We start from the raw sequence: 13,574 nt of genomic DNA, 5'->3' as shown, positions 1-13,574 counted from the left end.
CACCCGAGGAAGGCCGGGGGGAACCCGAGTGACACCCGGTGCGCGGGGGTAGAGCGCGAGGGACCGGTGTGCGTGAGGGAAGGGCGACGACGTATGGACAGCTCCGTCTCCAAGGGCTCCGCGCGGGCAGGCCTCGCGCTTGGCGCTGCCCTGGTGTCGGCCGTGCTCTGCGCCACGGCGAGCGCGGCGGTGCCCGACGCCGTGGGCGAAGGCACGGGAGCGGCGGCCGCCGCGCGTGCGCGTGCCTGCCCCATCGTGTACTTCGACCTGGGCGAGACCCTGGTGCACACCGCGGGCGACGGCAGCACCGGCTATCAGCCCGGCGCGGCCTCGTACCTGCGCGCCCTGCGTGAACGCCACATCCCGGTCGGCCTGATCACCAATGTGCCGTCCTCCTGGGGCGCGACCGACGCCGAGCGCGCCGCCAGGCTGCGGCAGGAGGTCGACGCGACCTGGCGGGGACCCACGCCCTTCCCCTGGAAGGACTTCGCAGAGCGCGTCCTCACCCCGCGCACCGAGGCGGAACGCAAACCGGCCCCCGCCCTCTGGCAGCGGGCCAAGGCCGGTTCGGGCCGCTGCCGGGTCGTCCATCAGGCGGAGACGGCCGAGGAGGTCAGAGCGGCTTCCGCGCTCGGCTTCGTGCCGTACCAGGTCGGCCGGCCGCACCTGCCCGCGTTTCTGCCGGTCCGTCTTGTCGAACTTCTCGACCGGCGTCCTCCCGCTTGACCACCCCGCTGCGCAGGAGCAGTTGGAACACGCCGAGCAGCACCGCCGTGGCGAGTGCGCTGTGCCACAGCAGGGCGTCCAGGCGCCCGGCGGCGAGATAGGCGCCCGCGGCGATCGCGGCCAGTGCGCACACCGCGCGGTCCACGATGCTCTCGACCGAGAGCAGCGTGGCGCGCGGGGCGTGCGCGGGCACGGCGTCGTTCACCAGCTTGCGCTGCACGGGGTACGCGAAGCCGGTCGCGGCGGCGAACAGGCAGAGCAGCGCGACCACGGCCCACGGCCCGCCGAGCGTCATGGCCGCGAGGCTGCCCGCGAGGGCGAGGCTGAGGACCGAGACCCAGGCGACCGGCGGCAGGCGGCGGCTCAGCCACTGCGGACGGGCCGACGCCACCGCCTCCGCCACCGTCATCGCCGCCATCACACCGCCGTGCGAGGCCTCCGCGATGCCGTGGTCCAGGAGGATCGGCTGGAAGAGGTTGACCTGGCAGATCCGGGAGAGCGTGAAGATCGCCACGCCCTGCACCATCACCAGGGCCAGCCATCGCGAGGAGGCGACACAGCGCAGTGCGACGCCCGCGTCCCGCAGGAACGCACCGCCCCCGCCCCTGCCGCGCCCGCCGTCCGGCTTCCCCGCACGGCCGTCCGCGGTGCCGTTGTCCGCCGCACCGCCGGCCCCCGTACCGCCGTCCACCCCCGCGAGGCGGGGCAGCGCCACGGCGCAGAGGAGGGAGCCCGCGGCGCTGGCGGCGCTGAGCACGTACGGAGTCGGGTGGGCCACCGCCATCAGGGGCCCGACCAGCGGCCAGCACACGACCTTCGCCACGAGCCCGAGGGCCCGCGCGGTGCCCTCCGCCTTCAGATAGTGCTCGTCGCACTTCTCGGCGCGCAGACCGTCGTACAGATAGGCGCTGGCCGCTCCCGAGGTGAGTGAACGGCCCGCGGCGATGGCGAGGAAGTGGACGAGGAAGCCGGTGTAGGAGGCGCTGACCACCGGCGCCAGATTCGCCGCCGTCATGACCACCGCTCCCGCGCGCAGGCAGTTGCGGGTGCCGATCCGGTCGGCGATGAGACCGGTCGGGATCTCGAACAGGCAGAACGCCACGTAGTAGATGCTCTGGATGCCGAAGATCTGTCCGTCCGAGAGCCCGGCCGCCTTCTGGTAGGCGTAGAACACCGGCATCCACCACAGCAGGTTGAACAGCAACTGGAAGCCGTAGTTGAGGTGGATGATGCGGCGGGCCGTGTCCGTCAGACCGGTTGGCGCCGCCTTGCCGGAGGGCGCCCTCACAGCGCGTACGGGCGGATCTGGACGAGCCGGAAGTCACCCCGGTCGGTCATCAGCCACTCGATGTCCAGCGGCCTGTCCACGTCGGGCGCGCTGAAGTGGGATTGCAGCAGACGCCCCGTCAGGGCCAGGTCGGCGAGCCGGGCGCGGGTGGCGGCGGCGAGCCCGGCGCCCCACGAGCCGAGCGCGACGGTGCGGCCGCCGCCCTCGACGGTGTTGTACAGGTACTGCTGCGGCAGGACCGAGCCGTCGACCACCTGTTCCGGGGAGCCGGGGGAACAGTTGAGGTAGACGTTGCGGAAGTCCTCGCGGCGGGTCGGGTCGCAGGTCACCAGGACGCCGCCGAGGTCGGCGGGTACGTACTCCTGGATGATGACGCCCATGTAGGTGTCGTCCAGGGAGATGCCGACCTGGTGGCGCAGGCGCACGCTGCGGGGAGAGAGCAGCGACGCCCACACCTGCCGTACGGCCTCCAGGAGTTCACCGGTGCCGTGGACGGTGGTGACGGAGTCGTACACGCCCGCCGCGGAGAACCCCGGCAGGTCCTCGGCGTTGGACGAGGAGCGCACCACCAGGCGGCCGTGCGGGCCGGCGGGCGCGGAGAAGGCCTGGTTGATCTGCCGGGTGACCGACTCGGGGACGGGTGAGTGCCGGATCAGGTGCTGGAGTTGCAGGCAGAGTGAGTCCAGGACGTCGGTGGCGTCGAGTTCGAGTGCCATCTTGAGCTTGCCGATGCCCTGTTGCAGGGCGGGGGACGAGGCCAGGAAGTGCTGCTGGAGCGCGAAGGGCAGCGCGACACCGACAGGGGCGCCGACCGTCCGGGCCACGAAGTCGGCTGCTCCGGAGCGGAGTTCGGCCGACGACGGCGAGCCGAGGCCGAGGCGGGCGGCGAGGTGCCCGTACAGGTCCTCACGCGGGGGCCGTGGGCGACCGTAGTACGCGGTCAGGTCGGCCGTGCGGCTGTCGAGCACGTGGTGCAGCTCACCGAGGTTGGCGGCCTTGGTGCCGTAGCGGTCACGGTCGGCGCTGCGCAGCCGGTGCAGGGAGAGCACGGGGGCGTCCGCGAGCAGCGGCGGTTCCAGGCGGATGCGCTGCTGGTGCCAGGCCGGAGCGCGCAGGGCGGGTTCGTGGTCGAGGCGCTCCAGGGATATCTCTTCCTCGCGGACCCGGTAGCGTACCCACGCGCCGTCCAGGCCGTCCTTCTCGACGAGCTGTTCCAGGTCCCGCACGATCGCGTTGGGTATGCCCCAGCCGGAGGCGAGGACATTGGTGTGGGAGAGCGGCGTGATCGGCGCGGTGTTGACGAACCCGGCCACCCGCGGCACGTCGTCCGGCAGGCACGGCATGGCCACGATGTCCGCCCAGCCGAGCCCGGACTCCGCCGCCAGGTACGCCGTGTACTCGTCGTGCGTACGGAAGTACCGCAGCCGCCCGGTGGCCTCGCCGGGGTTCAGCGGCGTGCGGGTCCTGGAGCCGAAGAGCTCATGGCTCAGGATGCGCGGCACCCGCAGTTCGCTGATCGCCGCAAGCTCCTCCTCCTGCCCGTGGTTGGCGGGTTTGAGGAGGAGCGGCAGCCTGGCGTCGACCCGGGTGCGCACGAAGTCGTAGAAGAATTCGAGGAGTTCCCCGTGCATGGTGTCGGCCTCGGTCGTCTCCAGGACGAGGAAGGAGCGTTCACGGCCGTCGGCCTCCCCGTCGGCGTGCAGGGAGAGCACACCGAGCAGGAAGCGGCGCCCGGGGTCCATGTAGACGGAGGCGTTGAACGCGTCCAGATCCGCGTCCAGCGCGCTGAGGTCCATGCCGAGTACGCGGGTGGCGACGTAGTCGACGTGGAAGGGGTGCGCGGCGGTGTCGAGCAGGTGCCAGGTGTTCTCGGCGCGGTCGACGACGACCTTGAGGTACGGGTGTCCCGCCAGGACCCCGGAGAGGGTCCGGAAGAGCGGCAGGGAGAGGTTCTCGCCGACGACCGTGCGGTCCGTGGCCGGTTCGGCGGAGCCGGTGAGCAACTGGGCGGTCATGCCGGAACCTCCTCGGTCAGCGCGACGGAGGGCCGCACGACAAAGGGCCGCGCGGCGGGCAGCACCCGGGGCAGCGCGTCCACCAGGGTCTCGAAGTCGCCGAGCACGGTCCGGGCGTCGGCGGCGGACAGCAGGCACAGGGCAGCCATGGTGTTGGCACCGGCGGCCGGGTCGTACACCGGCACGACACTCCCGTCGGGGAGCGAGCTCTCCGCGACCACCGACAGACGGCTGCCCCGGCTGAGGGGTGTCTTTGCCGAGACGGCGGGGAAATCCCAGATCTTGCGGTCCGGCCAGGCACGGCCGCGCCCGTCGACCGCGAGGACGACGAGGGAGCCCGCCGCGCCGCGCGCCTGCGCGGGGGCGAGGGCCCGCTCGGGCCATTCCACCCGGCGACCGAGGAGATGGTCGACGAGCATGCCGACGAGGTCCAGCCCGAAGACCTCCTCGATCTGCGGCACGGTCATCGCGCCGCCGAACCGGGCGGCCGTCTCGATCAGCCACATGCCGCCGTCGGCGCCGAGCTTGATCTCGGTGTGGGTCCCGCAGTCCCGCAGGCCGAGGGCGTCGACCGCGCGCCGCGCCAGGTCCACGATCCGGCCCTGGGCGGCCTCGGCCAGCGGGGCGGGCGTGATGCTCGCGCGTTCGGTGAACGGCTCGACCGTCGGCATCCGGCCACTGACGCAGACCGGGTGGAAGGCGCCGTCCGCCACGACGCCCTCGACGCTGACGTAGTCGCCCCAGTTGGGCTCGTCGAACCAGTCCGCCGCGGTGCCGGTCACGATCTGCTCGACCACGAAGTCCGCGTCGGCCTCGGCCACATGCAGCTCCGCGTAGCCAAGCTGCGCCGATTCGGCCATCACGGTACGGGAGCGGGCCCAGGCCGCCGACACCTCGTACGGGGAGCGGATGATCTGGTGCGCGGTGGACCCGGCGCTCCAGGCCGCCTTGAGCAGCAGCGGTCCCGGCAGGGAGCGAGCCGCCGCATGCAGGTCGGCCTCGGTGGCGACGGGGCGGAACTCGGGCTGCGGCAGGGTGCTTTGCTGCCAGGTGTGCCGCATCAGGCGCTTGTCGCGGGCGAGGGCGGCGGCGTCGCCCGCCCCCGCGAGGCCGAGCGCCTCGCAGGCCTCGGCGACGGCCACGACCGCGTACTCGGAGAAGGTGAGCACCGCGTCCGCGCCCACGGCGTGGGCCCGCGAGACGATCAGGGACACGAGATCGGGGTGGTGCGCGTCGTCGGGCGTCACGACCGAGGCACACAGTCTGTGGGCTGAGCCTGCCACGGCGGGAGGAAGAGCGCTGAGCGCCAGCAAGTGCACTTCCGCCCTCGCGGCCGTCCGGGAGAGGACGTGACCGAGCGGCGGACCACCCTTGGCATGCACCAACAGCACCTTGCTCACTGAAGTTCGTCTCCATTCGTGTGGGTCGCCACGGATCGCCTGCCCGTGCGCGATGACGGCGTTCGCCGTATCCGTGCGTGACGCGGGACAAGACCGTGGGAATCAGCCGGTCCACGTGGCGGGGCGTGTTCACCCGCTCACTCAAGGGGACCAAACCCCAGACGCCCGTGACGCCTCGATGGGCGCCCACGACTCAGGCAAATGCCTGAGTGACCGCGCGTCAGAGAGCCATATACGGATGGAGACCGCTGTGGACGATGCAAGCCTCAAGGCGCCGCCCCCGAGCGAGAGCCGGGCCCACAGCTTCGCGGACCTGGTCGACCTCGCCCCGGCCGCCGCCTTCATACGGGACGGCGAAGGGCGCTACCTGTGGGCCAACCACGCCTACGCGCACCTCTACGACACGGTCCCCGAAGAGGTCGTCGGCAAGTACATCGAGGACCTCGACGCGCCTGCCGACGCCGACCAGTTCCGCGCCCTCGACCAGGAGGTCATAAGCCGGGGCACACCGGTACGCCACACCCTCTGCTACCGGCGCCACGACGGCGGCGCGGGCCGGGCGGTGGGCCACCGCTTCCCCGTACGGGAGAACGGGCAGACGTGCGTCGCCGGGATCTACGTGGACGTCACGGACCAACTGCGCGCCACGGTGCGGCGGCAGGAGGCCGAGGAGAACCTGCAGGCCCTGCGCGACCACAGCGGCCTGCCCTGCGCGCTGCTCTCGGCGAACGGCCGCGTGGTCGAGGCGAGCGCGGCGGCCGCCACCCTGTTCCGGCTCAGCGTGCACGACCTGGTCGGCCGCCGCGCGCACACCCTGCTCGCCCCGGAACCCGGCCTCGGCCTGCTGCACCGCCGCTGGAACGGCCTGATAGCCCGCCGCACCAGGCGGCTTGAGACATCCGCGGTGTTCGTGGACGCCCAGGGGCTGCAGCGCCGCGCACAGCTCCACCTGACGACGATCGGCCACTCCACCGCCCGGGCCCGGCACGTCTGGGCCGTCGTCACCCACCAGAGCCTCGCCCACGAGGCCCATCCGTCGCTCACCGCCGCTCAGATCCGCATCCTCTCCCTCCTGGCGGAGGGCAGCAGCAACGGCGACATCGCCACCTCGCTGCACCTGTCCCGGCAGACGGTCGACTACCACCTCAGCCGCCTGCGGCACCTCCTGGGCGCGGCGACCCGCCCGGCCCTCGTCGCCCGCGCCTACGTCCTCGGCATCCTGGCCCCCCGCGCCTGGCCGCCGCGCTCCGCCACGGCGGCCCATCCGTCCAGCACCGTCTGACCGGGGGCGGTACCGGGGCGGGGCCGTCGCCGTGGTGGGTGGCGCGGGCCCGCCCGATGGGGGTTCGGCAGCGCGCCGGGAGCAGGTAGGCCGACGGCGCCATGTGTGCGGGCAGGCGGTCCGTGCGCTGTCGTGCCAAGTCCTGGGCGCAGGAGGTCAACGCGGTCGGACGGGTCGCTCGTAGCTTGACGGAGTGCCGAGCCGCACAGGCGGCGGGCGCACTGCCGATTGCCTCGAAAGGATCCCTCATGTTCGACATCAACAAGGTGCAGGCCGCCCCCAGCGCGGACCTGCTCACGCCCGACAACGCGGTCATGCTCTTCGTCGACCACCAGCCGCAGATGTTCTTCGGCACCGGCAGCGGCGACCGTGCCGCGATCATCAACAGCACCGTGGGTCTCGCCAAGGCGGCCCAGGCGTTCGACGTACCGGCCGTCCTGACCACCGTTGCCGCCGATTCGTTCTCCGGCCCCCTGCTGCCGCAGCTCGCCGAGGTGTTCCCCGAGCACGAGGTCATCGACCGCACCAGCATGAACGCCTGGGAGGACGAGGCGCTCGTCGCGGCGGTCAGGGCGACCGGGCGCAAGAAGATCATCCTGTCGGGTCTGTGGACCGAGGTCTGCCTCGTGCTGCCGGCGCTGTCCGCGCTGGAGCAGGGTTACGAGGTGTACGTCGTGACCGATGCCTCCGGCGGCGTCAGCCCGGCCGCCCACGAGCACGCGCTGCAGCGGATGATCGCTGTCGGTGCGGTCCCGGTGACCTGGGTGCAGGTCCTCCTCGAGCTCCAGCGCGACTGGGCGCGCCAGGAGACGTACGGCGCCGTCATGGAGATCGTCAAGGCCCACGCGGGCGCCTACGGCTTGGGCGTCGTGTACGCGCAGAGCGTCATCGGCGCGCACGCGGCCGGCTGACCCTTCGTGGACACCGGCATTCTGATCCTGCGTCTGCTGGTGGGCCTGCTCGTCGCCGGCCACGGGGTGCAGAAGATCAGCTTCCACCTGGGCGGCAGGGGTCTGGCGGGCGGCACGGAGGAGTTCCGCGCCGACGGTTTCCGCGGCGGCTCCCTCACCGCCCTGGCGGCGGGCGGTGGTCAGATCGGATCGGGCCTCCTGCTCGCCGCAGGCCTTCTGACCCCGCTCGCGGCGACAGGTGCCATCGGAGTCATGACGGTCGCCCTCACCGTGAAATGGCACAACGGGCTCTGGGTGCAGAACGACGGGTACGAGTACCCGCTCGTCCTCATCGGCACCGCCGTGGCCCTGGCGGCCACCGGCCCCGGCGCCCGCTCCCTCGACTCGGCTCTCGGCCTCACGCCGTACCCGCTGTGGTGGGCACCCCTCGCGCTCGTGGCCGGTCTCGGCAGTGGACTCCTCACCCGGCTGGTCCTGCACCGGCCCGCCGCCCCGCCGATCACCGAACGCTGAGCGCCGAGCGCGAACCGCACAGACCGGGTCCGGCCGCCCGCGTACCCCCGACCGGGCGGCCGGGCCTTCCCGCCCTCTTTCCCGACTTGCCTGACTTTCCCGAACAGGAACACCCGATGGACACCCTCACGACCCCGCACGGCGGCGGTCAGCCGCTGCTGCACCAGAAGGGTGCCGAGACCCAGGCGTACGGCACGCTCAAGCAGTTGCCGATCGGCCTCGGCCACGACACCCGCAGTTACGCCTGCCAGCGGCTGAACCGCGTGCTCGCCGACACACAGATCCTGTACTCCCTCTACAAGAAGCACCACTGGCTCATGCGCGGCGCGACCTTCTACTCGCTCCACCTGATGCTGGACAAGCACGCGGAGGCCCAACTGGCCATCGTGGACGCACTGGCCGAGCGCGTCCAGAGCCTCGGCGGCGTCGCGGTCGGGGACCTGCGCCACGTCGCGGAGCTGACGGCGATACCCCGCCCGCCGAACGGCGTCGAGCCGGTGCCCGTCATGCTGTCGCGGCTCCTGGACGCGCACGAACGGATCCTGATCGACGCCCGGGGCGCTGCCACCCGGCTCTCCGAGGAGGGTGACGAGGGCAGCGCCGACCTGCTCGTCTCCGACGTCATCCGCACCGGCGAGGCGCAGGTGTGGTTCCTGGCCGAGCATCTAGTGGACACCCCTCTGGTGCGTGGCTGATGGACACGTACGACGTCGTCGTGGTGGGGGGCGGACCGGGCGGCGAGGTCGTCACTGCAGTGACCCTCGACGCCGTGCGCGCGCCCCGCTCAGCCTGACCTTCCCTGTCCCGTACACGCCCATCCCGTACAGCCCCACCCCGTGCACCCCCCACCCCGTGCACCCCATCCCGTACACCCTCAAAAAGGAGAGCCCCTTGAAGAACCGGCCGACCCTCGAACCCGCCGCGCAAGCCTTCGCGGAAGCCACCGCTCAGCCGCCGTTCCTGCACCAGATCCCCGTGGCCGACGGACGCAAGGCCGTGGACGACGTCCAGAACGGGGAAGGCGTCGCGCTCCCCGACGTCGACGAGGAATGGATCACTGTCCACGGCGGCCGGGGCGGTGACGTCCGTGCCCGGATCGTCCGCCCCCGCGGCGCCACAGGACAGCTCCCCGTCATCCTCTACATCCACGGCGCCGGCTGGGTCTTCGGCAATGCCCACACCCACGACCGGCTCGTCCGCGAACTGGCCGTCGGCGCCCGGGCGGCCGTCGTCTTCCCCGAGTACGACCTCTCGCCCGAGGTCCGCTATCCCGTCGCGATCGAGCAGAACTACAGCGTCGCCCAGTGGGTCGCCCGCGAGGGCCACCACAAGGCCCTCGACGGCACGCGAATCGCCGTCGCGGGCGACTCGGTCGGCGGCAACATGAGCGCCGCCCTCACCCTCATGGCCAAGCAGCGCGGCGACGTCCGCCTCGCCCAGCAAGTCCTTTTCTACCCGGTCACCGACGCGAGCTTCGACACCGAGTCGTACCACCGTTTCGCCGAGGGCTACTTCCTGCGCCGCGACGCCATGCGGTGGTTCTGGGATCAGTACACCGTCGAGGAGACCGAGCGCGCGCAGCTCACCGCATCGCCGCTGCGCGCCACCACCGAGCAGCTCACCGGCCTGCCACCCGCCCTGGTCATCACCGCGGAGGCCGACGTCCTGCGCGACGAGGGCGAGGCGTACGCGGCGAAGCTCCGCGCCGCCGGAGTCCCCGTCACCGCCCTTCGAGTCCAGGGAGCCATCCACGACTTCGTCATGCTGAACCCGCTGCGCGAGACGCAGGCCGCCGAACTCGCCATCGGGCTCGCCATCGACACCCTGCGCAAGGCCCTCGCATGACCGGGCCGTCGATCAGCATGCCCGTCGCGGGCCTTGCCCCCGCACCTCGGCAGGGACACGCACACGCCGACCTCCTCGTCCGCAACGCGAAGGTGTTCACCGGCGACCCCGACCGCCCCGAGGCCCGCGCCGTCGCGGTCCGCGACGGCCGGGTCGCCGCCCTCGGCGACGACCACGACCTCGCCCACTTCGTCGGGCCGGGAACGAAAGTCGTCGACGCCCTCGGCCGCCGGGTGATTCCCGGACTCAACGACTCGCACCTGCACGTCATCAGGGGCGGCCTGAACTACGTCCTGGAACTGCGCTGGGACGGCGTACGCAGCCTCCGCCACGCCCTCGCCATGCTGCGGGAGCAGGCAGGCCGCACCCCCAAGGGGCAGTGGATCCGAGTCGTGGGCGGCTGGACCGCCGAACAGTTCGCCGAGCGCAGGATGCCGACCGTCGCGGAGCTGAACGCCGCCGCCCCCGACACCCCGGTCTTCGTCCTTCACCTGTACCAGTCGGCGTTGATGAACAGGGCCGCGGTGCGGGCCGCCGGATTCACCAGGGAGACCCCCGACCCTCGCGGCGGTCAGATCGTACGGGGCCGGGACGGCGAACCCAACGGCGTGCTCCTCGCGGCGCCGAGCGCCCTCATCCTGTACTCGACCCTGGCCAAGGCGCCGGCCCTCGACGAGGCCGACAAGCGGACGTCGACGCGCCACTTTCTGCGCGAGCTGAACCGCTTCGGACTGACATCCGCGGTCGACGCGGCCGGCGGGTTCCAGAACTTCCCCGACAACTACGCCACGGTCGTCGGCCTGGCCGCGGCGGGGGAGCTGTCGCTGCGGATCGCCTACCACCTGTTCCCGCAGACGGCAGGACAGGAGCTCGCCGACCTGAAGCGCTGGACCGAGACGGTCAAGCCCGGGGACGGGGACGAGTGGCTCCGGCTCAACGGCGCGGGCGAGAACCTCACCTGGGCGGCCGCCGACTTCGAGAACTTCTCCGAACCCCGTCCCGAGCTCGCCGAGGGGTACGAGGCCGAGTTCGAGAAGGCGGTCCGCCTCCTGCTGGAGAACGGCTGGGGCTTCCGGCTCCACGCGACGTACGACGAGACGATCCGCCGCGACCTGGCCGTCTTCGAGAAACTCGCGGCGGAAGGGCTCTTCCCCGGCGGCAACCGCTGGCTCTTCGATCACGCCGAGACCGTCTCGGGCGACAGCCTGGACCGGATCGCGGCCCTCGGCGGCGCCCTGTCCGTCCAGAACCGCATGTCCTTCCAGGGCACGGCGTTCCGCGACCGCTACGGCACCGGGGCCGCCGCCCACACCCCACCGGTCCGGGCCATGCTCGACCGGGGCCTGACCGTCGCGGCAGGAACCGACGCCACCCGCGTCTCCTCGTACAACCCGTGGGTCGCGCTCCACTGGCTGGTGACCGGCAGGACCGTCGGCGGCACGGCCCTCCGCCCGGCCGGGAACCTGATCGACCGTGAGAGTGCCCTCGACCTCTACACCCGTGGGGGAGCCCGGCTCACCGGCGAGCAGGACGTCAAGGGGAGCCTGCGAGAGGGCTGGTACGGCGACCTCGCGATCCTCTCCGACGACTTCCTCACCGTGCCCGAGGACGTCATCCCCGACATCGAGTCCGTACTCACCGTCGTCGGCGGCCGCATCGTCTACGCGACCGCGGAGTACGAGGGACTCGACGAGGCGGTCCCGCCGGTGAGCCCCGAGTGGAGCCCCGTGGCCCACTTCGGCGGCTACCAGTCGGGCCAGGAAGGCGCCCGCCAGGCGTCGCTCGTGGCCGAGGCCGTCGCGGAATCCGAGCAGCACCGCCGGTGGCGCGTCGCGCGCGGCTCCGTTCCCGGAACGACGCCGTCCTTCGTCGACCCCTGCTTCGAGCACTGAAGGAGAGATCCACCCGATGACCGCAGCCTCTCCCGCCGCCGACGGTGGCGGCGACGCCCAGGCCACCCCGCCGGAAGCGTCCCAGGGCCGCCGCTTCGAACCGGACCTCCGGTCGATGACACGGATCAACCTGCACCCCATCGCCTCACCCATGCCGCTCGGCTTCTTCACGATAGCCATCGCCTCAGTGATGACGGGCTGCCTCCAGCTCGGGCTCTTCGACGAGGCGGCCCGCGCCGCCGTGGCCTTCACCGTGCTGCCGGCCTTCGTCCTCCAACTCCTGGTGAGTGTTCTGGCCTTCGGCGCCCGTGACGTGATCGCGGCCACGCTGATGGCGGTGTTCGCCGGTAGCTGGCTGCCCTACGCACTCATCATGCTCAGCGGCGCGGCCGACGGCCTTCAGGTCCTCGGCGTGTTCAACCTGGCGCTCCTCTGCTTCGGGGTCCTGATGACCGCCGTGACCCGGCCCAAGCGCGCGCTCTGGCTCGTCCTCGCGGTCTCCCTGCCCCGCTGGGCCGCCACCGGCCTCGCGGGCATCACCGGCGCCGAATGGCTGACGCGCACGTCCGGTGCGCTCGGCTTCGTGGTGGCGCTCGTCGCGATGTACGCGGCGTTCGCCCTGATGCTCGAGGACATGCGCAGCGAGCAGGTCCTGCCCATCGGCCGCAGCGGCCCCGCCCACCTCGCCGTGGAAGGCGACCTGGCCGTCCAGCTCCGCAACCTGGAACGCCAGGCGGGCGTGCGCCGCACGCTCTGACCGCCGCACGAACGCCGGCCACACCCACCTGATGCCCGAGGCGGGACGCGCCCGCTTCGGCCCGTGAAACCGCTTCGGCCCGTGAAACACCACATCCCCGCCCACCCCCGCACTCACCGAGGAGCTCTCCCATGCCCCGACACGCCCGCCCCACCGTCGTCCTGGTCCACGGCGCCTTCGCCGACGCCTCCAGCTACGCCCGCGTCGTCCCCGAGCTGACCGCCGCCGGAATGGAGGTGGTCGCCCCGGCGGTGCCCAACCGGGGCCTGGTCGGCGACGCCGCGTACATCGCCTCGGTGATCCGTGCCGTCGAAGGCCCCGTGATCCTGGTCGGGCACTCCTACGGCGGCGCCGTCATCACCCTCGCCGGGACGGAGGACAACGTCCGCGCACTGGTGTACGTCGCGGGATACGCGTTGGAAGAAGGAGAGAGCCTGGGCGAGCTACAGGGACGCTTCCCCGACTCCGGCCTCGCCGACGCACTCGTCCAGACCCCGTTCCCGGTGCCCGGCTCCACCGACCCCGGCACCGACGTCTCGGTGGCGGTCGACCGGTTCCCCGCCCTGTTCGCGGCGGACGTCGACCCCGACCTCGCCGCGGTGCTCGCCGTCTCCCAGCGCCCACTGGCCGCACGTGCCTTCACGGAGGCGGCGCCCGTCGCGGCGTGGAAGACCAAGCCCTCATGGGGCCTGGTCGCCTCCCGCGACCGCACGATCAACCCCGATGTGGAGCGCTACGGCTACGAGCGCGCCGGCATGACCACCGTCGAGGTGGACTCCTCCCACCTCGTCATGCTTGCCCAGCCCAAGGCCGTCGCAGAGCTGATCAAGGACGCGGTCCGGTCCACCGCCCACGGACCCGATCGTTCAGGATCGAACGATTAGTCGATATTGTTCGAGCGCTGGTAGCTTCTGATCGCCCCCGAGAGCCCTTCGGCGGCGATCG

General features: G+C 72.1%; 12 protein-coding genes. 9 read left to right on the top strand and 3 right to left on the bottom strand.

Going from position 1 to position 13,574, the window contains the following annotated elements:
* Positions 1-93 precede the first annotated feature (93 nt).
* A complete protein-coding gene (locus IG78_RS45180) occupies positions 94-726 on the top strand; it encodes an HAD family hydrolase (RefSeq protein ID WP_037685483.1) in 633 nt (210 codons plus the stop codon).
* Here the strand turns inward: IG78_RS45180 and IG78_RS0102270 are convergent.
* From IG78_RS0102270 to IG78_RS0102260, 3 genes are read right to left on the bottom strand one after another with little or no spacing between them, the layout of a single operon-like run.
* Positions 614-2,014, bottom strand: coding sequence for an MFS transporter (locus IG78_RS0102270; RefSeq protein WP_031128818.1), 1,401 nt, complete (start codon positions 2,012-2,014; stop codon positions 614-616). The two genes, IG78_RS45180 and IG78_RS0102270, sit on opposite strands and share 113 nt — an antisense overlap.
* Positions 2,011-4,029 (bottom strand): PEP/pyruvate-binding domain-containing protein, encoded by a 2,019-nt coding sequence (locus IG78_RS0102265; RefSeq protein WP_030559317.1) that lies wholly within the window; start codon positions 4,027-4,029, stop codon positions 2,011-2,013. Before IG78_RS0102265 ends, IG78_RS0102270 begins: the two co-directional genes overlap by 4 nt.
* Positions 4,026-5,276, bottom strand: a complete 1,251-nt coding sequence (locus tag IG78_RS0102260; RefSeq protein WP_430738975.1) for an ATP-grasp domain-containing protein — start codon at positions 5,274-5,276, stop codon at positions 4,026-4,028. Before IG78_RS0102260 ends, IG78_RS0102265 begins: the two co-directional genes overlap by 4 nt.
* Positions 5,277-5,679: 403 nt before the next feature.
* Here IG78_RS0102260 and IG78_RS0102255 point away from each other — a divergent pair, with 403 nt between their 5' ends.
* From IG78_RS0102255 to IG78_RS0102215, 8 genes are all read left to right on the top strand, one after another.
* Positions 5,680-6,711 (top strand): PAS domain-containing protein, encoded by a 1,032-nt coding sequence (locus IG78_RS0102255; RefSeq protein WP_225882071.1) that lies wholly within the window; start codon positions 5,680-5,682, stop codon positions 6,709-6,711.
* A 248-nt stretch (positions 6,712-6,959) separates the two neighbouring features.
* Positions 6,960-7,622 carry a hydrolase gene (locus IG78_RS0102250; RefSeq protein WP_030559312.1) on the top strand — a complete coding sequence of 221 codons (663 nt, stop codon included), beginning with the start codon at positions 6,960-6,962 and terminating at the stop codon, positions 7,620-7,622.
* A gap of 6 nt (positions 7,623-7,628) precedes the next feature.
* Positions 7,629-8,135, top strand: a complete 507-nt coding sequence (locus IG78_RS0102245) for a DoxX family protein (protein ID WP_030559310.1) — start codon at positions 7,629-7,631, stop codon at positions 8,133-8,135.
* A gap of 116 nt (positions 8,136-8,251) precedes the next feature.
* Positions 8,252-8,830, top strand: a complete 579-nt coding sequence (locus tag IG78_RS0102240; protein ID WP_030559309.1) for a Dps family protein — start codon at positions 8,252-8,254, stop codon at positions 8,828-8,830.
* 196 nt (positions 8,831-9,026) lie between these two features.
* Positions 9,027-9,980, top strand: coding sequence for an alpha/beta hydrolase (locus tag IG78_RS0102230; protein WP_030559308.1), 954 nt, complete (start codon positions 9,027-9,029; stop codon positions 9,978-9,980).
* A complete protein-coding gene (locus tag IG78_RS0102225) occupies positions 9,977-11,872 on the top strand; it encodes an amidohydrolase (RefSeq protein WP_030559307.1) in 1,896 nt (631 codons plus the stop codon). Before IG78_RS0102230 ends, IG78_RS0102225 begins: the two co-directional genes overlap by 4 nt.
* Before the next feature lie 16 nt (positions 11,873-11,888).
* Positions 11,889-12,629: a GPR1/FUN34/YaaH family transporter gene (locus tag IG78_RS0102220; protein ID WP_030559305.1), complete on the top strand. Its 741-nt coding sequence runs from the start codon at positions 11,889-11,891 to the stop codon at positions 12,627-12,629.
* Positions 12,630-12,760: 131 nt separating this feature from the next.
* Positions 12,761-13,513, top strand: a complete 753-nt coding sequence (locus IG78_RS0102215) for an alpha/beta fold hydrolase (protein WP_030559304.1) — start codon at positions 12,761-12,763, stop codon at positions 13,511-13,513.
* Positions 13,514-13,574: the final 61 nt, after the last annotated feature.

Origin of the sequence: Streptomyces aureocirculatus (assembly GCF_000720475.1) — a bacterium.
Taxonomy (GTDB): domain Bacteria; phylum Actinomycetota; class Actinomycetes; order Streptomycetales; family Streptomycetaceae; genus Streptomyces; species Streptomyces aureocirculatus.
The sequence above is the reverse complement of the archived record's forward strand: the minus strand, read 5'-3'. Positions and strand labels throughout refer to the sequence as shown.

Excerpts from the sequence above, each read along its gene's own strand:
- IG78_RS0102250 (WP_030559312.1), top strand. The coding sequence starts at position 6,960 with ATGTTCGACATCAACAAGGTGCAGGCCGCCCCCAGCGCGGACCTGCTC.
- IG78_RS0102220 (WP_030559305.1), top strand. The coding sequence starts at position 11,889 with ATGACCGCAGCCTCTCCCGCCGCCGACGGTGGCGGCGACGCCCAGGCC.
- IG78_RS0102225 (WP_030559307.1), top strand. The coding sequence starts at position 9,977 with ATGACCGGGCCGTCGATCAGCATGCCCGTCGCGGGCCTTGCCCCCGCA.
- IG78_RS45180 (WP_037685483.1), top strand. The coding sequence starts at position 94 with ATGGACAGCTCCGTCTCCAAGGGCTCCGCGCGGGCAGGCCTCGCGCTT.
- IG78_RS0102240 (WP_030559309.1), top strand. The coding sequence starts at position 8,252 with ATGGACACCCTCACGACCCCGCACGGCGGCGGTCAGCCGCTGCTGCAC.
- IG78_RS0102265 (WP_030559317.1), bottom strand. The coding sequence starts at position 4,029 with ATGACCGCCCAGTTGCTCACCGGCTCCGCCGAACCGGCCACGGACCGC.
- IG78_RS0102215 (WP_030559304.1), top strand. The coding sequence starts at position 12,761 with ATGCCCCGACACGCCCGCCCCACCGTCGTCCTGGTCCACGGCGCCTTC.